The sequence below is a fragment of the Gemmatimonadaceae bacterium genome (assembly GCA_035533755.1).
GTDB lineage: Bacteria > Gemmatimonadota > Gemmatimonadetes > Gemmatimonadales > Gemmatimonadaceae > JAGWRI01.
The window spans coordinates 18440-44298 of record DATLTC010000064.1; the positions used below are offsets into that span (position 1 = coordinate 18440).

19 protein-coding genes are annotated in these 25859 nt (G+C 70.3%); 8 read left to right on the plus strand and 11 right to left on the minus strand.

What is annotated here, in order from left to right; all coding sequences use genetic code 11:
- Positions 1-150 precede the first annotated feature (150 nt).
- From VNE60_10185 to VNE60_10220, 8 genes are all read right to left on the minus strand, one after another.
- Complete coding sequence (locus VNE60_10185) at positions 151-3270, minus strand: efflux RND transporter permease subunit (protein ID HVB31881.1); 3120 nt, start codon at positions 3268-3270, stop codon at positions 151-153.
- On the minus strand, positions 3267-4409 hold the full coding sequence (locus VNE60_10190; protein HVB31882.1) for an efflux RND transporter periplasmic adaptor subunit: 1143 nt from the start codon (positions 4407-4409) through the stop codon (positions 3267-3269). The genes VNE60_10185 and VNE60_10190 overlap by 4 nt, the downstream gene beginning before the upstream one ends.
- Complete coding sequence (locus VNE60_10195) at positions 4406-5875, minus strand: TolC family protein (protein ID HVB31883.1); 1470 nt, start codon at positions 5873-5875, stop codon at positions 4406-4408. The genes VNE60_10190 and VNE60_10195 overlap by 4 nt, the downstream gene beginning before the upstream one ends.
- Positions 5872-6288, minus strand: coding sequence for a hypothetical protein (locus VNE60_10200; GenBank protein ID HVB31884.1), 417 nt, complete (start codon positions 6286-6288; stop codon positions 5872-5874). Before VNE60_10200 ends, VNE60_10195 begins: the two co-directional genes overlap by 4 nt.
- 26 nt (positions 6289-6314) lie before the next feature.
- Positions 6315-6719, minus strand: coding sequence for a hypothetical protein (locus VNE60_10205; protein HVB31885.1), 405 nt, complete (start codon positions 6717-6719; stop codon positions 6315-6317).
- Positions 6716-7384: a sigma-70 family RNA polymerase sigma factor gene (locus VNE60_10210; GenBank protein HVB31886.1), complete on the minus strand. Its 669-nt coding sequence runs from the start codon at positions 7382-7384 to the stop codon at positions 6716-6718. The genes VNE60_10205 and VNE60_10210 overlap by 4 nt, the downstream gene beginning before the upstream one ends.
- A 276-nt stretch (positions 7385-7660) precedes the next feature.
- On the minus strand, positions 7661-8944 hold the full coding sequence (locus tag VNE60_10215) for an MFS transporter (protein ID HVB31887.1): 1284 nt from the start codon (positions 8942-8944) through the stop codon (positions 7661-7663).
- On the minus strand, positions 8941-9573 hold the full coding sequence (locus VNE60_10220) for a hydrolase (GenBank protein ID HVB31888.1): 633 nt from the start codon (positions 9571-9573) through the stop codon (positions 8941-8943). The genes VNE60_10215 and VNE60_10220 overlap by 4 nt, the downstream gene beginning before the upstream one ends.
- 227 nt (positions 9574-9800) lie before the next feature.
- Here VNE60_10220 and VNE60_10225 point away from each other — a divergent pair, with 227 nt between their 5' ends.
- Complete coding sequence (locus tag VNE60_10225) at positions 9801-10658, plus strand: glycosyltransferase (GenBank protein HVB31889.1); 858 nt, start codon at positions 9801-9803, stop codon at positions 10656-10658.
- A 4-nt stretch (positions 10659-10662) separates the two neighbouring features.
- Positions 10663-11496, plus strand: a complete 834-nt coding sequence (locus tag VNE60_10230; protein ID HVB31890.1) for a ChbG/HpnK family deacetylase — start codon at positions 10663-10665, stop codon at positions 11494-11496.
- On the opposite strand, the gene VNE60_10235 is transcribed toward VNE60_10230, so the two are convergent.
- Entirely contained in the window at positions 11440-12624 is a 1185-nt protein-coding gene (locus VNE60_10235) for a glycosyltransferase family 87 protein (GenBank protein ID HVB31891.1), read from the minus strand. The genes VNE60_10230 and VNE60_10235 overlap by 57 nt on opposite strands.
- 100 nt (positions 12625-12724) lie before the next feature.
- On the opposite strand from VNE60_10235, the gene VNE60_10240 reads away from it, so the two are divergent.
- Positions 12725-15490: an insulinase family protein gene (locus VNE60_10240; GenBank protein ID HVB31892.1), complete on the plus strand. Its 2766-nt coding sequence runs from the start codon at positions 12725-12727 to the stop codon at positions 15488-15490.
- Here the strand turns inward: VNE60_10240 and VNE60_10245 are convergent.
- Together VNE60_10245 and VNE60_10250 are read right to left on the minus strand one after the other, a co-directional pair.
- Positions 15487-18540 carry a fused MFS/spermidine synthase gene (locus tag VNE60_10245; protein ID HVB31893.1) on the minus strand — a complete coding sequence of 1018 codons (3054 nt, stop codon included), beginning with the start codon at positions 18538-18540 and terminating at the stop codon, positions 15487-15489. The genes VNE60_10240 and VNE60_10245 overlap by 4 nt on opposite strands.
- Before the next feature lie 84 nt (positions 18541-18624).
- Entirely contained in the window at positions 18625-19548 is a 924-nt protein-coding gene (locus VNE60_10250) for a serine hydrolase (protein HVB31894.1), read from the minus strand.
- 111 nt (positions 19549-19659) lie between these two features.
- Between VNE60_10250 and VNE60_10255 the strand changes: the two genes are divergently transcribed.
- From VNE60_10255 to VNE60_10275, 5 genes are all read left to right on the plus strand, one after another.
- Complete coding sequence (locus VNE60_10255; protein HVB31895.1) at positions 19660-20160, plus strand: DUF2127 domain-containing protein; 501 nt, start codon at positions 19660-19662, stop codon at positions 20158-20160.
- A 294-nt stretch (positions 20161-20454) separates the two neighbouring features.
- Positions 20455-21441: a hypothetical protein gene (locus VNE60_10260; GenBank protein HVB31896.1), complete on the plus strand. Its 987-nt coding sequence runs from the start codon at positions 20455-20457 to the stop codon at positions 21439-21441.
- A 9-nt stretch (positions 21442-21450) separates the two neighbouring features.
- Positions 21451-22881 (plus strand): NAD(P)-binding domain-containing protein, encoded by a 1431-nt coding sequence (locus VNE60_10265; protein HVB31897.1) that lies wholly within the window; start codon positions 21451-21453, stop codon positions 22879-22881.
- A complete protein-coding gene (locus VNE60_10270; protein HVB31898.1) occupies positions 22882-24891 on the plus strand; it encodes a cytochrome c3 family protein in 2010 nt (669 codons plus the stop codon).
- Positions 24888-25859, plus strand: a 972-nt coding sequence (locus tag VNE60_10275) for a hypothetical protein (protein ID HVB31899.1), incomplete at its 3' end; no start/stop codon positions are given. The genes VNE60_10270 and VNE60_10275, both read left to right, overlap by 4 nt.

Consider the following 25859-nt stretch of genomic DNA (forward strand, 5'->3'; position numbering starts at 1 on the left):
GCGCCCGGCGGGCATCAGGATCGTAGGGGGTCCGAATCAGATGATTCAGGATCGAACGGATGCTCCGGATCACGCAAAAAGGGGGCGCCGGCGGAAAGATCTCTCCGCCGGCGCCCCCGCACGTGCACTGCTACATCCGGGCCTCGATGCCTAGTCGGCGCCCACCGGGCCCAGCTCGGCCGGCACGGGCAGGCCGCGGCGCCGCGCCATCCAGCCCCCGGCCCGCCGGCTCACCGCGTCGAGGTAGGTGTACGCCACCGGCGTGATGTACAGCGTGATGAACTGCGAGAAGAACAGTCCGCCCACCACCGCGATGCCCAGCGGACGGCGCGCTTCGGCGCCCGCGCCCACCGACAGCGCGATCGGCAGCGTCCCGAGCAGGGCCGCCATGGTCGTCATCATGATCGGGCGGAACCGGATGAGGCACGCCTGGATGATGGCCTCCGACGCCGGCAGATGCTGCGTGCGCTCGGCCTCGATCGCGAAGTCGATCATCATGATCGCGTTCTTCTTCACCAGGCCCACCAGCAGGATGATCCCCACGAAGGCGTAGATGCTCAGATCCACGCGGAAGATCAACAGCGTGAGCAGCGCGCCGAACGCCGCGAACGGCAGCCCCGAGAGGATGGTCAGCGGATGGATGAAGCTCTCGTACAGGATGCCGAGCACCGTGTAGATGACGAAGATGGCCAGGACGAGCAGCATGAGCAGCCCCGACTGGGCGGACTGGAACGCCTGCGCGGCGCCCGCGAAGCTGGTGCTGATCGACGCCGGCACCACGTTGGCGGCCACGCGCTGGACGGCCGCCGTGGCATCGCCCAGCGCCACATTGGGCGCCAGATCGAACGAGATCGTCACGGCCGGCAGCTGGCCGGCGTGGTTCACGGTGAGCGGCCCGGTGGTCTTGGACACCGTGGACACGGCGCTCAACGGCACGAGCGCGCCGTTGTTGGCGCGGATGTAGAGCAGCGACAGGGCGGCGAGGTCGCGCTGATACTGCGGCTCCATCTCCATCACCACCCAGTACTCGTTGTTGGGCGTGTAGATGGTGGACACCTGGCGCGATCCGTAGGCGTCGTACAGCGCCATCTCCACCTGCTGCGCGGTGACGCCCAGCGACGCGGCGCGCTCGCGGTCGATCTCGATGCTCGCCTGCGGGTTGCCCAGCTGGAGGTCGGTGGAAACGTCCAGCAGCTGCGGCAGCTTCCGGACCGAATCGAGGAGCTGCTGGGAGGCCGCGTACAGCGCCTGGATGTCGGAGCCCTGCAACGTGAACTGATACTGCCCCTTGGCCACCCGCCCGCCGATCTGGATGGCCGGCGGGTTGGACATGTACACGACCATTCCCGGCACCTTGCCGAGCTTGGGGCGCATCTCGGCCATGAAATCATTGGCGCTCAGGCGGTGGCCCAGCGCCTTGAGGCTGATGAACATCCGCCCCTGGTTGGACGACTGCGTGAACCCGCCGGCGCCCACGGCCGACATGAACCCGGCCACGTTCGTGTCGCGCTGGACGATGGCCGCCAGCTGCTGCTGGTGCGCCACCATGTCGTCGTACGATGCGCCCTGCGCGGCCTCGGTGGTCACGCGGATCTGGCCTGTGTCCTCGTCGGGGATGAACCCCTTGGGGATGATCACGAACAGCGCGGCCGTGCCGGCCAGGATGGCCACCGCGAACACGACCATGGCCCGCCGGTGGCGCATGACCACGTGGAGCGACGCCTCGTACCGCGCGAGGATCCACTGCCATCCGCGTTCCGTGAAGTTGAACAGCCGCCCGTGCTGCTCGGCGCCGTGCGGTCGCAGGAACAGGCTGGCGAGCATGGGCGTGAGGCTCAGCGACACGAATCCCGACACCAGGATGGCCACGGCGATCGTCACCGCGAATTCGTGGAACAGCCGGCCCATGATCCCGCTCAGGAACAGGATGGGGATGAACACGGCGGTGAGCGACAGCGTCATCGACAGGATCGTGAATCCGACCTCGCGGGCGCCGGCGAAGGCCGCCTCCATGGGCGCTTTGCCCATCTCCATGTGGCGGACGATGTTCTCCAGCATCACGATCGCGTCGTCCACCACGAAGCCCACGGCCAGCGTGAGCGCCATCAACGACAGGTTGTCCAGGCTGTAGCCGAGCAGGTACATCACGGCGAAGGTGCCGATGACCGAGATCGGCAGCGCCAGGCTGGGGATGGCGGTGGCCGAGACGTTGCGCAGGAACACGAAGATCACCATCACGACCAGGAACAGCGTGAGCACGAGGGTGAACTTCACCTCGTGCACCGACTGGTCGATGGACAGCGAGCGGTCGTACAGGGTGTGGATCTCCACCGCGCCCGGGATCGTGGTCCGGAGCTGGTTCATGAGATTCTTGACCGCGGTGGCCACGGCCACGGTGTTGGTGCCGGGCTGCCGCTGGATGGCGAGCACGATCGAGCGTTCGCCGTCGTACCACCCCGCGGCCTTGTTGTTCTGCACGTCGTCGAGCACGTTGCCCAGGTCGCCCAGCCGCACCGGCGCGCCGTTGCGATACGTCACGACGAGCCGCTGGAACCCGGCGGCGTTCTGCATCTGGCCGTTGGCCTGCACGGTATAGGCGCGATTGGGGCCCCAGAGCACGCCGGTGGGCAGGTTCACGTTCTGCGACGCGATCGCGCTGGCCACCTCGTCGATCCCGATCTTGCGGTAGGCCAGGGCGTTGGGATCGAGTTGCACGCGCACGGCGTACTTCTGCGACCCGAACACCTGCACCTGGGCCACGCCGCTGACCATCGAGATCCGCTGCGCCATCACGGTCTCGCCGTATTCGTCGAGCTGCGAGAAGGGCAGGAGCTTGGACGTGAGCGCGAAGTAGATGATGGCCTGGTCGGCCGGGTTGACCTTCTGGTACGACGGCGGGAGGATGCCGGCCGGGAGTTGGCCCAGCACCTTGCCGATGGCCGACTGGACGTCCTGCGCCGCGGCGTCGATGTTGCGGTCGAGCGAGAACTGGATGGTGATGGACGTGGAGCCGAGTCCGCTCGTGGACGTCATGTTGTCGATGCCGGCGATGGTCGAGAACTGCTTCTCGAGGGGTGTCGCCACGGCGGCGGCCATCGTCTCCGGGCTGGCGCCCGGCAGATTGGCGTTCACGGTGATGGTCGGGTAATCCACCGTGGGGAGATCGCTCACCGGCAGCTGCCGGTAGGCGCTGATGCCGAACACGAGGATCCCGATCATGACGAGCACCGTCATGACCGGCCGGCGAATGAACAGATCCGAGAGGCTCATGGCGTGACCTTGGCGGGCGTCGCGGCGGGCGCGCCCACCGCGGGCCGGGCGTCCACCTTGGTGCCGGGCACGAGTCGCGACTGGCCGTCGGTCACGACGGTCTCGCCGGCCACGAGGCCGCTATCGATGACGGTGAGTTCGCCCACCGCGCGGCCGGCGACGATCGGCCGCACGCGCGCGCTCTGCGCGCTGTCGACCACGAACACGTAGTTCCCGTTCTGGCCCGAGACGACGGCGGAGTTGGGGACGGCGAGGGCGTCGGCCTGCGTGCCCAGTTGGACGGTGACTCCCACGTACTCGCCGGGCCAGAGCGCCCGCGCCGCGTTGGCGAAGCGCGCCTTGGCCATCACCGTGCCGGTGAGCGAATCCACGGCGTTGTCGATGAAGCTCAGCGTGCCCGACTCGGCCAGCGAGACGCTGTCGGCCGTGGCCACGCGCACCGGCACCGGGCCGGCGGCCATGCGGGGCTCGAGGGCGAGGAATTGCTGCTGCGTGACGGGGAAGCGGACGAGGATCGGATGCAGCTGGTTGATCACCACCAGCGCCTGCGCGTTGGCCTTGACGAGATTCCCGCGGCGCACGAGCAGGCTGCCGGTGCGGCCGTCGATCGGCGAGCGGACGGTGCAGTAGGCCAGATTGAGCCGCGCCGTTTCCACGGCGGCGCTGTCGGCCTGGAGGGTGGCGCGCAGCGCCACCGCCGAGGCCGTGGCCTGGTCGGCCTGCGACTTGGTGACGTAGTCCTTGGCGACGAGGGCGCGGTAGCGGTCGGCGTCGCGTTGGGCGTTCTCGGCCTGCGCGGCGTCGCGCGCCAGGGCCGCCTGCGCCTGGCGCAGCGTGGCCTGGAAGGGCCGGGGGTCGATCTGGAACAGCACCTGTCCGGCGCGCACCTCATCGCCTTCATGGAACGCGACGTTGTCGAGAATGCCGCCCACCTGGGCTTCGACGGTCACCGTCTGCAGGGGCTCGACGACGCCGTTGGCGAGCACGATGTAGGGAGCGGTGATCCGCAGCACCTTGGCCACGCGCACGGGGACCGTGGCGGGATGGTCGGCGGGCGGCTTGCCGCAGGCGGCCAGCAGAATCAGCGGCAGGGCAAGCAATGCACCGCGCGAGGCGCGGGTACGGAGCGGCGTGATCATCGATCGTTGTCGGGAGCGGAAGGAAGAAGGGGCGCGAGGGCTTCGCCGTGGATGCCGAGCACGCCGACGTCGTGGGCGAGCTGGGCCAGCGAGGTACGCCACTGCCAGCGGGCCTGCACGGCCTGGGCGCGGGCGCTGGCCAACGCGGCCTGCGCCACGAGGAGGTCGATGATGCTGCCCACCCCCTCGGTGTAGCGCCCGCGGGCCACCTGCTCCGATTCCGTGGCGCTGGCCAGGAGGTCGGCGGAGGTGCGCACGCGCTGGCCGGCGGTGCGCATGGCGTAATACGAGGTGAAGACCTGCAGCGCGATCTGCTGTCTGGTGAACTCGGTGCGGGCCTTGGCGGCGGCGAGCTGCTCGGCGGCGGCGTGTTCGTCGTACTGGCGCGTGAACCCGGAGAACAGCGGGATCGAGACGCCGAGGTCCACGGTGTAGGAGCGGCCGGCGAATCCGGCGAGGTCGGACCCGGTGTAGCCGGTGGTGGCGCCGAGGGCGAACGACGGCAGCCGGGCCGCGCGGGCCTGCTCGAGCTGGGCGGCGGCGATCTGCGCCTGGGCGCGCACCTGGGCGAGGTCGGGGCGGTGGCGCGTGGCCACGTCGATGAGCGAATCCACCGAGGCGGTGACGGCGCCGATGGCGGCCGAATCGGGGGCCGGCTCGTCGGGCAGGTCGAGCGACGTGCTGGCCGGCAGCCCCATCGTCACGGCGAGCGCGCCGCGCGTCACGTTGAGCTGGCCCTCGAGCGTCTCGAGATCGAGCTCGGCCTGGGAGCGCGCCGTGCGCGCCTGCAGCACGTCGGCGATCGTGGCCAGTCCCACGTCGTGGCGATCGCTGGCGGCGGCGAGGTTGGCGGTGGCTTCGGCCAGCGCCGTGCGCTGCGCGTCGCGCAGGGCACGCGTGGAGAGATACGAGAACACGGATGCCTCCACCTGGAGGATCGTGTTCTGCACGGTGGCGTTGTGGGCGAGGTCGGCGGCGATGGCCGTCTGGCGCGCGGCCTCGATGGCTCCGGCGCGGCCGCCGAAGTCGAGCACGAGGTACGACAGGTTCAGCGCCGGCCCGTATTGCGTGCGCTCGCCGGCCAGGCGCCCCGGCACGGCGATGGACAGCGACCGGGTGATGGTGCCGGAGGCCGAGAGGGTGGGCAGCAGGCTGCCGCGGCTGGCGCCGTAGAGATCGGCCGCGGCGCGGGCCTGGGCCCACGAGATGCGCGTGGCCGGATTGTTGGTGAGCGCCACGTCCACCGCGTCGGCCAGGGTGAGGCGGCCGAGGGCATCGGCGGTAATCGCGGCGGCCGGGGGCGCGGGGGGCGCCGGGCGCCGGGCCGCGGCGATGACCGAGGCGGGCGGCGTCCAGTACGCGTTGGGCTGCGGGGGCGCGGCTGCCACGCCCTCGATGCCGGGGGGCGCGCTCACGCAGGCCGTGAGCGCGCACGCGGCCGCCACTGCGAACAGCCGCCGCGTCATCGCAGGCCGCCGGAATCGCGCGCCGGTTGCATGCGGAGGAACTGCTCCCGCTGCGCGGGCGTGAGCACCTGCTCGATGCTGGCGTGCACGGTGTCGACCAGCCCCTGGACGCGCGGGCGGATCTCGGCGCGGAGGGCGCGGAACTCGCCCGAGCGGCGGGACATGATGCTGTCGATGGTATCGGCCTGGGACGGCGAGAGATGCAGCGTGGCCGTCAGCTCGGCGCGAATGGCGCGGCGGTCGGCGTCGGTGGGAGAGCGCAAGATCGATTCGATGGGGTGAAACGACGTGTCGGGGAAAGCCGGCGCGCGCACGCGGGCATGGAGCACCACGCGGTCGATGGCGATGCCGGCGAGCGCGCTGCCAAGGGCGAGCGCGCAGAGGACGGCGACGGCGAGCGAGCGGGGCGGCATCCGTACGGCGCCGCGACGGCTACGCGTCACTCATGCCCCGGCGCGGGCGCCACGCGGCCGCCGGTGGGCGTGACGAGGAAATCCACCAGGTGCTGCGACGTGCGGTCGCGCGGCACGGCGCCGACGAGCGAATCCGGCGCCGCCACCGGGACCATGGCGTTCCGCGCCGCGGTGTGCGACGCCCAGAGGATGGCGCCGGCGGCCACGAGGGCCGTGGCCACGCCGAGTGGGATGAGCGTGCGGGCCCAACCGGCGGTGAACTCCCACCATGACGGGGCGGTACGGCGGCGCGCGGCCAGGATCGGCGACGCGCCGGCGGCGATGCGCCGGGCCAGCGCCTGGCGGCCGGCCGGCGTGACGGCGCTCGCCGGATCGAACCGCCGCAGCATGTCGCGCAGCGCCGGGTCGGGGGAGAGATCGTCGTGTCTCATGAACCTTCTCCACGAAAGGGCGACAGCGCCTTGCGCAACTGACGGCGCGCCGCGTGCAGATGCCAGCGGATGGTAGCCGGCGAGGATTCCAGCAGCTCGGCCAACTCGGCTACCGTGTATCCGTCCAGTTCGAACAGTTGCATGATCAGCTTGCGGCGCGGGGGCAGCAGCGCCAGTTCGTGACGGAACCGCGCGAGGATCTCGGCGCGTTCGGCCGCGTCGGCCGGGCTCTGGGCGGGATCGAATACGTCGTCGGGCAAGGGCTCGGTGGCGCGCACGGAGCGCGCCGCCGCGAGATCCAGTCCGCGATTCACCAGGATGCGCGCCAGCCAGGGCCAGAACGGGCGCTCGGCATCGAACGCGTCGAGATGTTCGAGCGCGGCGAGGAAGGCGTCCTGCGTGAGATCCTCCGCGTCCTCCCGGTGGTGGAGGATGCGGATGCTCAGCGCGAGCGCACGGGCGAGGTGGCGCTCGACGAGCGACCCATAGGCCTCACGGTCCCCGTTGCGAATGCGCGCAACGAGTTGGCGTTCTTCCTGGACTGGGTTTGGTGGGCGATCTGGCGCGGCGTTATCGCCGCGGTCGCCGTGGTCTGCTTTTGCCGTATTCGTTCCAACGCTCCAGAGCTCGAACCACGGACCCGGACGGGCGGGAATCCCCCCCAAACACGCACCTGAAAGTACGCTGACCCCGCGCACGCCGGATCCGGGTTGTCCTACAACTACACTGTACGGCTGAGCTCCTGAAACTGTTTGCTGCGTTGTGGAACGTACGGTTCGAGACCTTGCGGTCAGGCATCGGGCCCGTCTGGCCGGCCCATTGCCTTTCTATTCCTTCCACGCACCAGACCCCCCCACTGCTGGGATCGGTCACTCGAATTTTTCGCAAAGGTGTCACTCACGTTTCCTTTACGCCCCGTGGAGCCCCCGGCGCGGCGCCGGTCAGGCGGCGGGGGCGGGCCCGGTGGGGGGCAGAATCCCCCGCGCGATGTAGATCGGGCGGACGTGGGCGCGGAACCGTGGCAGCCAGAGGGCGAACGCGCCGCCGCCGAGCACGCAGGCCGTGCCGCCCAGCATGAGCGTGGCCGGCACGCCGATGCGTTCGGCCACGAACCCGGCGATCAGACTGCCGATGGGGGCTGTGCCCTGGAACGACATCGCGTAGAACGCCATGACGCGGCCGCGCATACGCTCCTCGACCAGGGTCTGCAGCAGCGTGTTGGTGGAGGCCATGGTCACCATCAACCCGGCGCCGGCCAGCGGCAGGAGGAGGAGCGACAGCCAGAGGGCCCGCGACAGCGAGAACGCCACGATGCCGGCCCCGAAGGTGCACGCGGCCACGGCGATCACGCGCCCGAGGCCGACGACCGACGTGCGGGACGCGAGGTAGAGCGCGCCGCAGAGGGCGCCCACCCCGGCGGCCGTCATCAGGAAGCCCAGCGTGTGCGGCCCGCCGTGGAGGATCTTCGATGCCACGGCCGGCATCAGCACCATGTAAGGCATGCCCATCGTGCTCACCAGCGCCAGCAGCAGGAGCACGCCGCGCATGGGGGCGGAGCCCGACACGTAGCGGAAGCCGTCGCGCAGTTCCTCGAGCAGGTGCGTGCTCGCGCGGGGCGGCCGCTCGCGCGACACGCGCATCGCGATCAGCGACACGATGACGGCGAAGTACGACACGGCGTCCACCAGGAAGCACCAGCCCTCGCCGAACGCGGCGATCAACATGCCGCCGATGGCCGGGCCGACGATGCGGCTGGCGTTCACCATCGTCGAATTGAGCGCGATCGCGTTGGAGAGATCGTTGCGGTCGTCCACCATCTGGATCACGAACGCCTGGCGGGCCGGCGTGTCGAACGCATTGATCATCCCCTGCGCCAGTTGCAGGGCCAGGATCTCGGTGACGGTGATGACGTGGGCGAGGGCGAGCACGGCCAGGGCCAGCGACTGCAGCATCGACAGCGTCTGCGTGATGACGAGGATGCGGTGCCGGTTCCAGCGGTCGACGAGCACGCCGGTGAACGGCGCCATGACGAGGGTCGGGATCTGGCCGGCGAATCCCACGAGGCCGAGCAGCAGGGGCGAGCCGGTGAGCCGGTAGACGAGCCAGCTCGTGGCGATCCGCGTGATCCACGAGCCGGTGAGCGAGACGATCTGCCCGCTGAAGAACAGGCGGTAGTTCCGATGCCCGAGCGCGCGGGCGATCGTGGGGGTGCGGAACGCCCTCACTCCAGCGCGGCCAGGACGTCGGCTGTGGACCGCACGCGCCCGATGGTGGGGAAGAACCGGGTCACGGCGTGCGTATGGAGATCGGCTTCGCGCGCCGCCATCGCGTCTTCCACGAACACCAGCGCATACCCCGATTCGTATGCGACACGGGCCGTGGCCTCGACGCCGACGTTGGTGGAGATGCCGCCGATGACGATGGTGCGCACGCCGCGGCGGCGGAGCTGCACGTCGAGGTCGGTGCCGAAGAATGCGCCTGGCTGGTGCTTGGTGACCACGATGTCGCCCGGCTCGGGGCCGAGCGCGGGCACGATCTCCGTCCAGTCGGCGGGCATCGGACCGGACCGGGGCGGGCGCGGCGCGTCCACGGGCGCGTTGGGAAACAGCTCGCCGTTGGGGCCAGGGTCCACGCGCACCAGCACGACCAGCGCGCGGCGGGCACGGAACCGCGCGGCCAGCGCGCGCGCGCGCTCGATCACCTCGCTCGCGGGGTGGGGCGCGGTCGACGTGGACGTGATACCGCGCTGCAGGTCGATGAGCACGAGCGCGGTGGTGGCCGGATCGAGGTCGAGCGAGGACATCATGTGGCTCCGCACGTCGTTGTGCCGCATGGGGTTAGCATTGGCGACCATGGAAAGTACTTACAGATTCTTAGGTCGTCCGGGTTGTTGGGGTGCGCTACATTAGATACTAGGCGAACCGCGGCTCACGGGCCACGGTTCCGGCCCGGGGCGGTGCCGCGGGCCGCAAGCAATGCCCCGCCGCTGGCGCCCACATCGTGCGGGCGCAACGACATGGCGGAGTACACCTCCGGTCAGCAACGTTCGGAATCATCGATCGTTAAGGCAACAGTTCACAGATGACGTCCGGCCCCCAGCTCTCGCTCATCATCCCGGCGTACAACGCCGGCGCTCAACTCGCAGGAACTCTGGCCGCGCTCGACGAGTTCCGCGCGTCGGCGCCGGTGTCGGTGGAAGTCGTGTTGGTGGACGACTGCAGCACCGACGGCGAGACGGCCGAGGCGTTGGTGCGCTACGCGCAGGCGCGCGAGCGGGTGCGCGTGCTGCGCAATCCGGTGAATCGGGGCAAGGGATACGCCGTGGCGCGCGGGATGATCGTTGCGACCGGCGCGTACCGCGTGTTCACGGACTTCGATCTCGCGTACCCGCTGTCGCAGACGCTGAAGATCCTGGCGGCGCTGGAGGCCGGCAAGGACGTGGCGATCGCGTGCCGGGTGCTGCCCGAGTCGCGGTACGTGATGAGCCCGAGCTTCTTCCACTATCTGTACACGCGCCATCTGATGAGCCGGGCGTTCAACGCGGCGGTCCGGGTGCTGTTGCTGCGCGACACGCTCGATACGCAGGCGGGGCTGAAGGGATTCACCGCCGCGGCGGCCCAGGCGATCTTCACGCGCACGACGATCGCCGGCTTCGGGTTCGACGTGGAGACGCTGTACATCGCGCGCCGCCTGGGGCTGTCGGTGGCGCAGGTCGCGGTGGATTTCCGCTATGACGAAGAACCGACGACGGTGCACTTCGTGCGCGATTCGATGCGGATGGCGCGGGATCTGGTGAGGATCCGCTGGCACGGCTGGACCTCCCGCTATCTCGACACGGCGGGCACGTTCGACCTCGAGGCGCCGGACGCGGCATCGGACGGCTCGCCGTTGACCGCAGCCGCGGCGGCGGCCGTCGACGCGTCCGCTCGCGCGTCGTAACCCGGTGGGCGCGCCCCGTCCGCTGCTGATCGTCAACGCCGACGATTTCGGCCTCACGGAGAGCGTCAACCGTGGGATCATCGAAGCGCACGACGCCGGCGTGGTGACGTCCACGTCGATGATGGTCAACATGCCGGGGTGGGAGGACGCCCTGGAACGGCTGCGCCCCAGGCGCGCCATGCTCGGCGTGGGGCTTCACCTGAACCTGATCGCCGGCCGGCCGCTCACGCACGCGCCGTCGCTCACCGATGCGAACACGGGGAACTTCCACTCGTTCCGATCGCTGGCCTGGCGCGCCGCGTTCGGCCTGGTGCGTCTGGTGGAGGTGCAGGGCGAGTGCGCGGCGCAGTTGAGCCGGATGGTGATGGCGCGCGTGCGGGTGACGCACGTGGACAGCCACCGCCACACGCACTGTTTTCCCGGATTCTTCACCGCCGCGCGCAATGCCGCGCGGCTGGTGGGAGTGCGGGTGATCCGCGTGCCGCGCGAGCCGATGGCGGCGGGCCCGCAGCGCGCCGCCGTCCGCCTCAAGAAGCGGCTGCTCGATGCCGGCGTGTGGGCCAGTGGGGCGCGTGGCGACGACGTGCGGGCCGAGTTCTTCGGCGTGTCGCTGCAGAATTCGCCGGCATTCCTGGACGGCGTGTTGGCGCGCCTCGATGCGTTGCCCGCCGGGCCGAGCGAACTCGCGGTGCATCCGGGATACTCGTCGCCGGAACTGGCGGCGTTGGATGCCTACACCGACGTGCGCGAGCGCGAACTGCGCGCCCTCACCTCGCCCGAGCTACGCGCCCGCCTGGCCCGCGGCGACATCGCGCTCGGGCACTTCGGCATGCTCTGAGCCGGACCGCAGCAGGAGCACCTGCAGGGCCAGCCACACGACGAAGATCGGGATCGTCTTGAAATAGTAGGGGGCGAAGAAGTCGCGCCGCAGCGTGGCGGGCATCAGGCTGCTGTTCACCGCGGTCGTGCCGAGCAGCACGAAGGCGAGCAGGGCGCGGTTCCACGCCGTCGCTGGCGTCGAGGCGAACCATATGCCCACGCCGCAGAGCGCGAGGACGAACGTCGGGCTCTCGGCCTGGTGGTTGAACAGCACGCAGAAGATGAGCAGCGAGGCGAGGAACAGCCGCTGGAACGTGGGGTCGTCCAGCCGGTCGCGGCGCGCGGCGAGCGGGAGCATGAGGATCGCCACGCCCGCCAGCTGCTGCGGCCAGTTGGGCCAGTCGACGTGCAGCCAGAGGTGCACCTGCTGCATGATCGAGAACATGCGATCGGGCGCGTCGTGCGATTCGACGGCGCGCCACCCCTGGTATTGCGCGGCGAGCGTGCGGGCCGGCACGACGAGCAGCGGGGCCAGGGCCACGGCGGCGCCGGCCAGCACGCACAGCCCCACGAACCGCGCGCGCCGCGGATGGAACATGAGAAACACGCCGGCCGCGATCGGGAAGATCTTGACCGCCGTGCCCACGGCCACGCTGACCGCCGCCGCGAATTGCCGCCGCCGCGCCAGTTCGGTGAACGCGAGCACGATGAGGGCCGTGACCAGCGCATTGCTCTGCGCGTTCTGGAGGGAGCCCAGCATGTCGAAGAACACGATGGCCCGCACCACCAGCGCCGGGCGCGGGGGGAGGAGGCGCCCGATGGCGACGTACAGCAGGCCGGCGTTGAGGGCGGTCCACAGGAAATAGCCGAGCCCAAACGGCACCACCGCGAACGGCGCGAACAGGAAGGCGAAGCTCGGACTGTACTTGAATAAATCCTGATATCCCTGGCCGGGCGCGTACAGGTTCTGCCCGTGCACGAGGTGGTCCCAGGCCCCGCGGAAGATCAGGAAGTTGTTGCGGGGGTGGAAGATGCCCTGCACGGTGACCACCGCCACGGCCGCGATCCAGGCGGCGCGCATGAGCCCGGTCAGGACGCGGTCGCGGCGGTCGTGGGGGTGGGCGGTGGAGTCCTGAGCGATTGCCACTGGTGAAGTGGGTTGCAGGTTGTCATATACCAAGGCGTGGGGCGTCGGCGCTCCACGCCTTCCGGACGCTCGTTCACCCCCCAACCTCCGGTTCCGTTCAATGCCGTCAATAATATCGCGTCGTGTCGTCCGCGCCGCCCTCCTCGGGCTCGTCGCGGCCGCCCCCCTGGCCGCCCAGCAGGCGGCCGCCCCCGATCTGGTGCGCGAGGCATCGGTGGAGGGGATCATCGCCTACCGCATCCCCGCCAACGGGCTCCGGGTGCTGCTCTATCCCGATCAGACCAAGCCGCAGACCCTGGTGAACGTCACCTACCTGGTGGGATCGCGCGAGGAAGGGTACGGCGAGACGGGCATGGCGCATCTGCTCGAGCACCTGATGGTCAAGGGGACCACGGCGCATGCCGACATCGCGAAGGAGCTGGAAACGCGCGGCGTCGAGTACAACGCCAGCACGTCGTTCGACCGCACCAACTACTTCGAGCTGTTCGCCGCCGCCGACACGACGCTCGACTGGACGCTGGCGATGGAAGCCGACCGGATGGTGCACAGCCGCATCGCCAGGGCCGACCTCGATCAGGAGATGACGGTCGTCCGCAACGAGTTCGAGAGCGGGGAGAACAGCCCCACGCTGGTGACGATCAAGCGCGTGCTGGGCAGCGCGTACCTGTTCCATGCCTACGGCCGGTTGCCCATCGGGTCGCGGTCCGACATCGAGAACGTGCCGATCGACCGCCTGCAGGCGTTCTACCGGCGCTACTACCAGCCCGACAACGCCGTGCTGCTCATTGCCGGCAAGTTCGACACCACGCGCGCGCTGGCGCTGGTGCGCCGGTACTTCGCGCCGATCGCGCGGCCGGCGCGGGTGCTCGAGCCCACGTACACCGTGGAACCGACCCAGGACGGCGAGCGCGAGGTGTGGGTGCGCCGCGCCGGGGCCGAGCAGGACCTGGTGGCGTTCTTCCACACGCCGGCCGCATCGAGCGGCGACGCGGCGGCGGTGGACGTGCTGCAGCACGTGCTGGTGGACGCGCCGTCGGGCCGGCTGTACAAGGCCCTGGTGCTCACGAAGAAGGCGAGCGCGGTGAACGCGCTCCCGCTCCAGTTGCACGATCCGGGCGGCCTGATGCTCATCGCCACGCTGAGAACGGAGGACACGCTCCCGGCGGCGCGCTCGGCGATGCTCGAGGCGCTCCACGCGATCGCGACCACGCAGCCCCCCACCGTTGAAGAGGTGGACCGGGCCAAGGGCGCCATTGCCAGCGCGTACGCGCTGGCGCTCAACAACACGGCCGGGGTGGGGCTCGCCCTGTCGGACTGGATGGGCGTGGGCGACTGGCGGCTGTTCTTCCTGCACCGCGACCAGGTGGGCAAGGTCACGCCGGCCGACGTGCAGCGCGTGGCGCAGGCGTACCTCAAGCCGTCCAACCGCACGCTGGGGTTCTTCGTTCCCGCGGCGCAGCCCGACCGCGCGGAGATCCCGGCGGCGCCCGACATCGCGAAGCTGGTGCAGGGCTACACGGGCCAGGCCGTGGCAGCCACCGGGGAGGCGTTCGATCCGTCGCCGGCCAACATCATGGCGCATACGACGCATTTCACCACCGGGGCCGGCCTCAAGGTGGCGCTGCTCGCCAAGAAGACGCGCGGCGAGAGCGTGAACGCCATGCTCACGCTCCGGTTCGGCGACGAGAAGACGCTGCAGCATCGCGGCGACGCGGTCTCGATGGCGGCGGCGATGCTCATGCGCGGCACCACGAAGCACACGCGCCAGCAACTCACCGACTCCCTCAACGTGCTCAAATCGCGCCTGTCGATGAGCGGCAACGGCAATTACGTGGCGGTGACCATCCAGTCCACGCGCCAGAACCTGCCGGCCGTGCTGTCGCTGGCCGACGAGATCCTGCGGATGCCGGCGTTCGATTCCACGGAATACTCGGCGCTCATCAGCCAGCAGATCGCGGCCATCGAATCGGCGTCCAAGGAGCCGACTGCGCTGGCCATCAACGCGATGCAGCGGAAGTTCTCGCGCTATCCCGCCGGCGACCCGCGCTACGCGGGCTCGATGGACGAGGAGCTGGCCGATCTGCGCGCGCTCTCGCTGGCCGACGTGCGCCGGGCGTACGTCGATTTCTTCGGCGCCGGCACGGGCGAGGCGGCGGTGGTCGGCGACTTCGATGCCGACGCGGTGCGCGCCCAGCTCGACACGATGTTCGCCGGCTGGAGGACCCGTAATCCCTACGCGGTCATGCGCAACGTGCTGTTCCCGATCGATGGCACGCGCGAGCGCATCGACACGCCGGACAAGGCCAACGCGATGTTCGTGGCGGGCACCGATTTCCCGCTGTCCGATCACGACCCGGACTACGCGGCGATGCAGCTGGCCAACTACATGATGGGGGGCGGCGTGCTCACCTCCCGTCTCACCCAGCGCATCCGCGTCAAGGACGGCCTGAGCTACGCCACGCAGTCCATCTTCGTGGCCGATTCACGCGTGCCGCTGGGGCAGTTCATCGCCATCGCCATCCACGCGCCGCAGAACGGCGACCGGGTCACGCGGGATTTCTTCGACGAGATCGACAGCGCGCGCGCCGGTGGATTCACCGCCGCCGAACTGGAGAAGGCGCGGACGGGACTGCTCGAGTCCAACCGCCTCATGCGGTCGCAGGACGGCGCGCTCGCCGGGCAGCTGGTGACCGACATGCTGCTCGGGCGGACGATGCAGTTCCAGGCGGACAACGAACAGCAGATCCGGTCCGCGACGCTCGCCCAGGTGAACGCGGCGTTCCGCAAGTACATTGATCCGGCGAAGATCGCCGTGGTCTGGGCGGGTGACGAGTCGAAGGCGAAAGCGGGGCCGCCCAAACCCTAGGGCTTCGCCGCTTCCCTGGCCCGGGCCTGGCGCACGACCAGGTCCGCGGCCAGGAGCTGGGCGATGAAGTTGGATTCGTCGGTCTCGGGGGCCAGCGTCCTGAACGCCGCCGTGGCGCCCGCGAAGTCGCCGAGCGAGATCCGCGCGACCACGGCGCCGTTGCGCAGTTCGTTCACGCCCAGCCAGGGCAGGGAGTCGTGGGCGACGTCGGCGATCAGGGTGTCGGCGGCCGCCGAGGCCTGGGGGAAGTTCCACGCCGCCAACCCGTGCACGAAGTCCACGGCGGCGCGGGCGTGCGGCGGTGCGTTGGCCCGGGCGAGGTAGGCATACACGCGACCGTAGAACGCGTCGTCGGCCACTCCCGATGAGCCGTCGTGCAGCAGCGCCTCGACGCGCACGAACGAGTGCATCCAGGAATGCCAGTCGGTGGGCGGGGTGGCGGCGGCCACCTGGCGCTCGAACCGGTCCACGCGATACACGGCGTCGGCCAGCACGGAATCGTACGGCACGCCCACGCGCTGGTCCGGCGTCATCGCGAGCACGCGGCGCAGGCGCACCTGCAGTGCCAGCGCCTCGACGCGCGGAATCTCCGGCGCCACGGCCAGCGGTTCGGTGCCGAAGCCTTGGGGGCGGCCGGCCAGCGCGGCGACGACGTTGAATCGTCCCTTGCCGAGGCTCTCCAACCCGGTGGCCTCCTGGTGCAGGAACCGCGTGCGCTCGGCGTTCAGATCGAGCACCGGGTAGTAGTCGGAGTTCACCTGCGCGTGCGTGATCAGGTAGGGGTGGAGGATGTCGCGTCCCGCCAGGCGCATGGCGTCGAGCGCTTCGGGGCTCATGGGCACGGCGCGGCGCAGGTCGTGGGCGACGCCGGGATACCGCAGCACCTTCCAATCGGGCACGAGGGGCGTCGAGCGGTTGGAGGCGAGGATCAACACGTCGCTGTTGGAGGTGAAGAACACCTCGTACGACTTGAAGTTCTGGTCGATGGCCGCGAGCACGGAGACGACGAGCGAATCGTTCATCTCGTACAGATGCAGCCACTGGCCGAGCACGCCGTTGGCGGTGAGGTTGTTGCGCACGCGGTGGTAGAACTCCTGCGTGAACAGGCCCGAGACGCCGCTCACCCAGGGGTTGGACGGCTCCGAGATGATGAGGTCGAACTTGCGCCCGGTGGCGGCGAAATAGGATTTGGCGTCGTCGATCACGATGCGCGAGCGGGGGTCGTCGAACACGCGGTGATTGGCGGGACGGAAGGCGCGCGACGCGGCGACCATCTCGGGCTCGATCTCCACGGTCACCACCTGCCGCACCTCGGGGCTGCCGAGCAGGAGACTGGACGTCATGCCGGAGCCCTGGCCGATGACGGCGATCTCCCTGGCGTCGGGCACGTGGGCGAGGCCGATGAGGGGGAGCAGAATCTGCGTGGCCTGGTCCTCGGCCAGCGAGCGCAAGGCGCCGGGCTCGATGGTGGAGTCTTCCCAGAACGGATCCATCGACGCGTCGGGCTTGCCGTTGGTGGCGAGCGTGAGGTAGCCGCCGGTGGTGGTGCGGCGCACGCTCACCGTGGCCGTGCGTCCATCCTTGTAGAAGGGGAAGCTGAAGGTGGTGGACGTGGGCAGGAGGCCCTGGCGATACACCCCGCTCGACAGCTTCCACAGATCGAAGCGCACGAGCAGGCCGTTGGCGAGGACGAAACAGACCGTGGCGAGCAGGAACCCGAACCGCGCGCGGGCGCGGTGATCGCGGTCGAGGGGGCTGGGGCGGAGCAGGGCCACGCCGAGCGCGATGTCCACCACGGCGCCACTGATCAGCAGCCACTTGAGGCCGAGCACCGGCATGAGCACGAGGCCGGCGATGATGACGCCGGCGATGGAGCCCAGCGTGTTGACGCCGTACACGGTGCCGATGGCCCGTTCGCCGGCGCCGTTGCGGATGAGGATCCTGGTGATGAGCGGGAGCGTGATGCCGGCGCAGAACGTGGCCGGGAGCATGATCATCAGGCAGATCAGGTATCGCGAGAACACGAACCCGTCGTACCCGGCGTTGGTGGTGTCGAACATCCGGATGAGGCCTGCCATCCATCCGAACGACGCCATGTAGAGCGGGAGCGTGGCCACGGCCAGGGTGCCCATGACCCACTGCACGATGCCGAGAGTTCGCATGGGGTGTTCCATGGCGTCGGCCCGTCCGCGGATCCAGTACGCGCCCAGCGCGATGCCGAGGATGAACGCCGAGAGCATGAGTTCGAACGAATGCGTGGCCGCGCCGAGTACGAGCGAGAGCATGCGGATCCACGCGATCTCGTAGATGAAGCTGGCCACCGCGGTGCCGAAGCTCACGGCGAGGAGGACGCGCCATTCCCGCGGGAGGGTGGCCGATTGTTCGATCGGTTGCGGGAGCGGCTGGGCGTCGGGGCCGTCGGTGGGATAGTACGCGCGCGAGGCGATGCCGACGCCGATGGCGACGAGGAAGTTGAGGACGCCGGCGGCCAGGAGCGTGCCCGGGAGTCCCACTTCGCCGATCAGGAAGAAGCCCGCGACGAGCGCGCCGATGGCGGCGCCGATGCTGTTGGTGAAGTAGAGCAGTCCGAGCACCCGGCCCGGCTCGGCGCGCACGTGGCGGATGGCGCCGGCGCTCATGAGTGGGAAGGTGGCGCCGAGGAGGACCGACTGCGGGAGGATGAGGAGGGCGGCGAGGGTCCACTGGACGGCCATGACGCCCAGCCCGCCGGCGCCGCCGGCCATGTGCGGAAAGACGTGCGCGTAGGCGAAGTCGGTGCTGGCGACGAAGACGTCGTGGAAGACGAATCCGATGGCGCCGACGAGGAACTCGACGCCCGCGTACCAGAGCAGCGGTTGCCGGAGGCGCGACGAGCGGTGGCCGGCGACGAGGGCGCCGAGCGACATGCCGCCGAGGAAGATGACGAGGACGATGATCTGGGCGTATGCGGCGTGGCCGACGAACAGGCCGAGATAGCGCGTCCAGATGGTTTCGTAGATGAGTCCCGCAGCGCCGGAGAGGACGAACGCGAAGGCGAGAATGAGCAGCACGGCGGATGGGTTGTGGGGTAGGGTGCGCGGGCCGGCGGCGGCGAGAGCGGACGGATGAACGGTGACGACGGGGTGGGGGGCGCGCTAGTACGATCCGGCCTCGGGCTTCCGCGGCCAGGCCGCGACGACCGCCGCGCCGATCCTGCCCAGCGCCACCTGGGCCTCGTTGTCCACGACGTTGCGGATGTCGGCGTCCTGCTTGGTGAACCCACACACGACGACGCGCGACTGGAGCGGGAAGAGGGCGCACTCGGTGCGCGACGAATCGATGGATCCGGTCTTGTGGGGCACGACGAGGCCGTCCACGGAGCGCTGCATGGATTCCATATCGGCGTTGTCGGCAAGGATGGCGAGCATGGCCGAATCGGCGGCGGGGCTCACGGCGCGTCCGTTGGCGAGCAGGGCGAACAGGCGCGCCATCTCGTTGGGCGTGCTCACGCCCAGCCCGTACTTCACCGAGCTGTCCATGGCCACGCTGGTGTTCCGGAGGTAGGTCTTGGAGTGGACCTTGGTGTGCGGCAGGCCGAGCGCTTCCATCTTGTCCCACACCGGCCGGATGTCGGTGCGGTCGAGGATGAGGTTGGTGGCCGTGTTGTCGCTGAGGATGATCATGAGATTCGCGGCGTCGCCCACGGAGAGGGTGAGGCCGTCGTGCATGAACTGGAGCACGCCGCTGCCCGGCACCTTGTCGATGTCGAGCAGCGTGAGGGGATCGTCGAGCGAGATCTTCTTGCGTTGGACGAGATCGAACAGCGTGACGAGAATCGGCACCTTGATGAGGCTGGCGGTGGGGAAGGTCTCGTCGCCGCGCAGGGAGAGGCGCTCGCCGGTGTCGAGGTTGCGCACGGAATAGCCCAGCACGCCGTGGAAGGCGTGGGCGACGGAGTCGAGCGTGCGGTGCAACGCGGCGGTGTCGGCGCGGGCGTAGGTCGGGGGCGGGGTCTGGCCCGGCGTCGCGGCGGCGGGCGCGAGGCATAGGGCGGCGGCGAACAGGATGCGGCGAAGCATGGCGGCGGTGGGCAGGAGAGAGGCGTGGCGCGGCGGTGGAACGAGTATGCGCGCATCCGCCGTCCGCAGCCAGATGCGGGCGGGCCAGGGCACGCTACTATATGATGGACGATGGATCGCCTCTCGAAGTCCCGCCCGCCGGCGCCTGCCGGCACGACCCTGCATCGCCTATTCGACCTCGGCGTGATCCTCAAGGGCATCGACGGCGTGCTCGAGGTGATCGGCGGGGCCGTGATCGCGGCCGCGGGTCCGCGCACGCTGAACGCCGCCGTGCTGTTTCTCACGGCGCACGAACTCTCCGAGGATCCGCACGACGTGGTGGCGAACCTGCTGCGCCACGGCGTGGCGCAGCTCTCGTCGAACACGACGCTGTTCGCGAGCGCGTATCTCGTGGGCCACGGCGTGGTGAAGCTGATCCTCGTGGCCGGTCTGCTCCGGGAGCGGCGGTGGGCATTCCCGGCCGCGCTCTGGTTCATGGGCGCGTTCGTGGTGTACGAGGGCTATCGCATCGCGCTCACGCGCTCGCCGGCGCTCATGGTGCTGACGGCGGTGGATCTGGGCGTGCTGGTGCTCATCTGGCGGGAGTACCGGTGGCGCGCGAGGGCGCGATAGCGCCGCACCAACGGCGGATGTCGCGTCTTTAGCGGCCCATTTGCCGGTAGCGTGATGGTACCGTTTCATTCCCGCCGCGCGGGCGCCGCGGTGGTGGGCCGGACATCCGCGCGTTCGCGTGTGTGATGCGCATCACGCGATCACGTTCGCGAGTTACGCGCGGCTGCTTGGCGCGTGTGGACCAATGAGAGGGACGTTGGTGTACACACGGCACGGAAGCTTGCAGCCCCCATCAAGAAACGTACGACGCATGGCCACCGCCAGCGCTGCCCGACGATCCAACCGGTCGGGCGCATGAGACAATCGAACCTCGCCCGCGCGGCCGAGCCGCGCTCCGATGGCGGCCCAGCGGCCGCCGCCGGCGCGCCGGCAGCGAAATCCGCGGCGCCCGCCGTCGCGTCCGGGAAGCGCAGGCTGCGCACGAGCACGATCGTCCTCATCGCCATCAACGTGCCGCTGGTGGCGATCAATCTGCTGGGCCTGCCGTATTACACGGCGTCGCTGGCGGTGCGCGCCCGCCACCCGTGGCGCGACTGGCTGCAGCCGTCGGGGTACATCGGGCAGTCGGCCGGCATCGCGGCCTTCCTCATCTTCGCGTTCCTCTGGGTGTATCCGCTGCGCAAGAAGTGGCGGGGGTTGCGCTGGACCGGATCGATCGGCCGCTGGCTCGACGTGCACGTGACGTCGGCCCTCACCCTGCCGCTGTTGCTGGCCATCCACGCCGCGTGGCGGTCGGACGGCGTGATCGGCCTCGGACTGGGGGCGATGCTGGTCGTGATCGCCAGCGGCATCGTGGGCCGCTACCTGTACACGCGCATTCCCCGCGCGCGCAGCGGCATCGAGCTCACCCGCGACGAGGTGACCGCGCAACGACGCGAGCTCATCCAGCGGCTCGCGGCGGCGACCGGGCTGGAGCCGGACGCGGTGGAGGCGACGCTGGACATCGCTCCCGAGCCGGAGGCGCAGGAGAGCGCATGGCGCATCCTCTGGCGTCTGGTGACCAACGACCTGACGCGGTGGCGCCGCATGCGGGAGCTGCGCGGGCGCTGGACCGCGCTCTCTCCGAACAGTCGGCCGCTGGATCATCGGGCCATGCGCGAGGCGTTGCGGCTCGCCGATCGCGAGATGTCGCTGGCCCAGCAGTCGCGGATGCTCGACGCGACGCAGCGGGTGTTCCGCTACTGGCACGTGGCCCATCGCCCGTTCGCGATCACCGCTCTCGTCGCGGTGGTGATTCACGTGGCCGTCGTGGTCGCCGTGGGCGCGACCTGGTTCCGGTAGCGGACGGCGATGCTGCTCACGACGCTCGGCTTCTTCGCCCTGACCGCGTTGGCGATCTGGCTCCATCTGCGCACCACGGGCGTCGCGCACGCGCCGCCGTCGCGCGCGGGCGCGCCCTGTCCGCGCTGCAAGGCGCTCGTGCCGCCGGGCGCCACCTACTGTCCCAGTTGCGGTGTGCCGCAGCAGATCTTCGAGATGGTGCGGGCGCCGGTGTCCGCCGGCGCCGCGGATCCGGGGGGCGCGCCGAAAGCGCTGGTGCGCGCGGACATGTGCGTGGGCTGCGGCACGTGCGTGGCGTCGTGTCCGGAGCCCGGCGCGATCACGCTGCGCGGCAAGCTCGCCGTGGTGGACGACGCGCTGTGCCAGGGGCACGGGGAATGCGTGCGCGGCTGTCCGGTGGGCGCGATCCTCGTCACCACGGGCGCGGCGGTGAACCGGGTGACCGTGCCGCTGGTGGACGAGCATTTCGAGACCAACGTGCCGGGGCTGTACATCGTCGGCGAACTGGGCGGCCGCGGCCTGATCAAGAATGCCATCAACGAAGGCAAGATGGCAATCGAGCACGTGGCCCGCGCGCTGCCGCCCGGCGAGCGACGGTCCGACGGCCACGACGACGCGGTGGACGTGGCCATCGTCGGTTCCGGGCCGGCCGGGCTGAGCGCCGGGCTCGAAGCGCTCCGCTGCGGACTGAGCTACGTGGTGCTCGAGCAGGGCTCACTCTCCGACACGGTGCGCAAGTATCCGCGTCACAAGCTGCTGCTCGCCGAGCCGGTGCACGTGCCGCTGTACGGCGATCTCTGGGTGGCCGACGGGTCGAAGGAGACGCTGCTGAAAGTGTGGGAGACGATCGTGGCCAACACGGGGCTGGCCGTGCGCACGGGGGAGAAGGTGCAGCAGATCGTGCGCGACGGCGCCGTGTTCCGCGTGGAGACGACGCGCGGGTCACAGGCCGCGCGCCGGGTGGTGCTGGCCATGGGACGGCGCGGCAGCCCGCGCCGGCTCGGCGTGCCCGGCGAGGACCGCGACACCGTGTTCTACGACGTGGTCGAGATGGAGGCGTTCGCCGGGCGGCGCGTGCTCGTGGTGGGCGGCGGCGACAGTGCCGTGGAGACGGCGCTCGGCTTGGCCAACCAGGCGGGCACGGAGGTGCGGATCTCGTATCGCGGCGAGACGTTCGCGCGGATCGCCGACCGGAATCGCGCCAAGGTCGATCGCGCGATCGCCGCCGGGAAGGTGACGCCGCACTTCGGCAGTCACGTGCGCGAGATTCGCGAGGATGTGGTGGTCCTCGGGTCGGGCGAGGCGTCGATCATCCTGCCGAGCGACTTCGTCGTCATCCGCATCGGCGGGGACGCGCCGTACGCGTTCCTCGAGCGGCTGGGTGTGCGCATCGTCGAGAAGGACGTTCCGCTGCCTCCCCGGCAAGACCTGGCCGGATGAATGCGGACGCTTCTCCTGCTGTGCGGCGCCATGCTGCTGGGACTGGCCCCACGGGCGTCCGCCCAGATCTCGCCGGGCCCGCTCGCCCGGGTGCATCGGGACCTGGAGGGTCCGACGAACTGCGCCCAGTGCCACGGGCTGCACCGCGAACCGATGTCGCAGATGTGCCTCGCCTGTCATAAGGACGTGGCGTGGCTCATCAGCCAGGGCCGGGGGCTGCACGCCCGCGAGGTGACGGCGCAGAAGAAGGAATGCGCCAGCTGCCACCCGGACCACGCCGGCGTGAACTTCCAATTGATCGCCTGGCCGGGCGGATCCGAGGCAGGGTTCGACCACCGGCTGGCCGGCTGGGCGCTCGAGGGCAAACACGCTCAGGCAAAGTGCGGGGACTGCCACACGGCCAAGTTCCGCGTGGGCCCGGCCGCGGCGCTGTCCAAGCGCCAGGGATCCGCCGGCTGGCTGGGGCTGGAGACGACGTGCGCGTCGTGCCATCGCGCCGACGACGTGCACCGGGGATCGCTGGGCGCGAGTTGCGAGCGCTGCCACGACACGCGCGGGTGGAAGCCGGCGCCGAAGTTCGATCACGGCCAGACCGACTATCCGTTGACGGGCCGACACGCCGACGTCGCGTGCGACAAGTGCCACCTCGCGCCGCGGCTCGGCATCGCCCCCGGTCCGGACGGCGTGCGGATCCCACGATTCAAGCCCATCGCGTTCGCGCAGTGCTCGTCCTGTCACGAGGATCCGCACCGGGGCAAGCTGTCGGGCCGGTGCGCGGACTGCCATGTGACGCGTGGTTGGGCGATCATCGACCGGGCGGAGTTCAATCACTCGGTCACGCGGTTCCCGCTCCTGGGCATGCACCGCGGCGTGTCGTGCACCGCGTGCCATCGCGCCAATCTCACGCTCAAGGATCCGCCGTTCGCCGCCTGCGCGTCGTGTCACGCCGACCCGCATGTCGGCGAGGCGACGCTGGGCGGCAAGCCGGTGGACTGCGCCGCGTGCCACCGCGTGGAGGGGTTCAGGCCGTCGACGTTCACCCTGGCGCAACACGCGGCGACCCGATATCCGCTCACCGGGCGGCACGCCCTGTTGCCGTGCTCGGCCTGCCACGCCAAGGTGGGCGGCACGGTGAGGCTCCGCCTACCGTTCGCGCACTGCGCGGACTGCCACGCCGATGCGCACGGGGGGCAGCTCGCCGGCCGGCCGGACCGAGGCAGCTGCGAGGGCTGCCACACGGACGCCGGATGGAAGCCCAGCACATTCTCGATCGCCGCGCACGCCAGGTTGCGGGTCCCGCTCGACGGGCGGCACGGGACCATCGCCTGCGCGGCGTGTCACGCGGCGGTCCGGCCCGGCCTCCCGCGACTCACGATGTCGCGGGCGTCGCTCGGCACGGCGCACGTAGTGCTGCGGGTGCCGGAGACCGCGTGCGCGGATTGCCACGTGGATCCGCACGCCGGCCGGTACGCGGCGGGCGGTGCGTTCCCGGTGCCGGGCGGCTGCCGGTCGTGCCACGACACGCGCCGCTTCCGTCCGTCGACGGTGGACGTGGCGATGCACGCGCGATTCTCGTTTGCCCTCGACGGAGCGCACCGCGCCGTCGCGTGCGTGGCGTGCCACGCCGAGATGCGCGCGCCGGAGGCCGCTTCGACCCTCGTGCTGGCGCCCCGGGGCGTGGCGTCGTTGCCGTTCACCCACACGCGGTCGACCACGTGCCGGTCGTGCCACGAGGGCGACAGTCCGCACGGGGCGCAGTTCGCGAGTCGCAAGGACGGCGGCGCGTGCGAGAGCTGCCACGGCACCGACTCGTTCGCGCCGGCGTCGCGGTTCGATCATGACCGCGATGCGTCGTTCCCGCTCGCCGGCGCCCACGCCAACGTGCCGTGCGCCGCGTGCCACAGGACAGAAACCACCGGCGCGGGCAAGGCCCGCGTCGTCTACCGGCCGCTCTCCGGAAGGTGCGAGAGCTGTCACGCCCGCCACGGGGCGACGAGGAGTACGCCATGAGACGGTCGTACCGAAGGCTGGCCGCGCTCGCGTTCGCGGTGTGGTCGCTGCCGGCCGCCGCGCGCGGCCAGGACAACCCGCACGGTCCCACGATCGGCGCGTGCAGCGCCTGCCATCGCCCCGACGGGTGGACGCCGGTGTCGATCAGCAAGACGTTCCGCCACGCGCCGGCGACCTTCCCGCTCGAAGGAGCGCACGCGCACACGCCGTGCACGGCGTGTCATCGCACGCTCGATTTCGCGAACACGCCCACCGCGTGCGCGTCCTGCCACACCGACGTGCATCACGGCGAATTCGGCACGCAGTGCGCGCGGTGCCACACGCCGCGCAGTTTCATCGACCCACCGGCCATGCGGCGGATGCACGAGACCACGCAGTTCCCGCTGCGCGGCATCCACGCCGTGGCGGCCTGTGAATCGTGCCACCTTCCGTCGCTGCCCGGCCGGAGCGCGTACGTGAATCGTCCCACGACATGCTTCGGATGCCACGCCGCGGAATACCGTCAGGCCAAAGCGCCGGACCACGTGGCGAGCGCATTCCCGCAGGACTGTTCGCAGTGCCACGGGCTGATGACGTGGCAGGGCGCCGGATTCAATCATGCGACCACGGGTTTCCCGCTCACCGGGGCGCACCTCGCGGTGGCCTGCGCCGGCTGTCACGGCGACGGCGTGTACCGGGGCAAACCCACGGCGTGCGTGTCGTGTCACCAGGCGGACTACGCGAAGACGTCGCGTCCGCCCCACGCCGCGGCGGGATTCCCGACCACGTGCGAGTCGTGCCACAGCACCGCCAACTGGACGAGCGCGACGTTCGATCACAACGCCACCAAGTTCCCGCTCACGGGCGCGCACGTGACCCTGGCCTGCAATGCCTGCCATGGCGACGGCGTGTACGCCGGCAAGCCGACCGCCTGCGTGTCATGCCACCTCGCGGACTACAACGGCACGAACAATCCGGCCCACGCCGCG

Coding starts and splice junctions, on each gene's coding strand:
- VNE60_10185 (HVB31881.1), bottom strand. CDS start 3,270: ATGAGCCTCTCGGATCTGTTCATTCGCCGGCCGGTCATGACGGTGCTC.
- VNE60_10190 (HVB31882.1), bottom strand. CDS start 4,409: ATGATCACGCCGCTCCGTACCCGCGCCTCGCGCGGTGCATTGCTTGCC.
- VNE60_10195 (HVB31883.1), bottom strand. CDS start 5,875: ATGACGCGGCGGCTGTTCGCAGTGGCGGCCGCGTGCGCGCTCACGGCC.
- VNE60_10200 (HVB31884.1), bottom strand. CDS start 6,288: ATGCCGCCCCGCTCGCTCGCCGTCGCCGTCCTCTGCGCGCTCGCCCTT.
- VNE60_10205 (HVB31885.1), bottom strand. CDS start 6,719: ATGAGACACGACGATCTCTCCCCCGACCCGGCGCTGCGCGACATGCTG.
- VNE60_10220 (HVB31888.1), bottom strand. CDS start 9,573: ATGGTCGCCAATGCTAACCCCATGCGGCACAACGACGTGCGGAGCCAC.
- VNE60_10225 (HVB31889.1), top strand. CDS start 9,801: ATGACGTCCGGCCCCCAGCTCTCGCTCATCATCCCGGCGTACAACGCC.
- VNE60_10240 (HVB31892.1), top strand. CDS start 12,725: ATGCCGTCAATAATATCGCGTCGTGTCGTCCGCGCCGCCCTCCTCGGG.
- VNE60_10250 (HVB31894.1), bottom strand. CDS start 19,548: ATGCTTCGCCGCATCCTGTTCGCCGCCGCCCTATGCCTCGCGCCCGCC.
- VNE60_10255 (HVB31895.1), top strand. CDS start 19,660: ATGGATCGCCTCTCGAAGTCCCGCCCGCCGGCGCCTGCCGGCACGACC.
- VNE60_10260 (HVB31896.1), top strand. CDS start 20,455: ATGAGACAATCGAACCTCGCCCGCGCGGCCGAGCCGCGCTCCGATGGC.
- VNE60_10265 (HVB31897.1), top strand. CDS start 21,451: ATGCTGCTCACGACGCTCGGCTTCTTCGCCCTGACCGCGTTGGCGATC.
- VNE60_10270 (HVB31898.1), top strand. CDS start 22,882: ATGCGGACGCTTCTCCTGCTGTGCGGCGCCATGCTGCTGGGACTGGCC.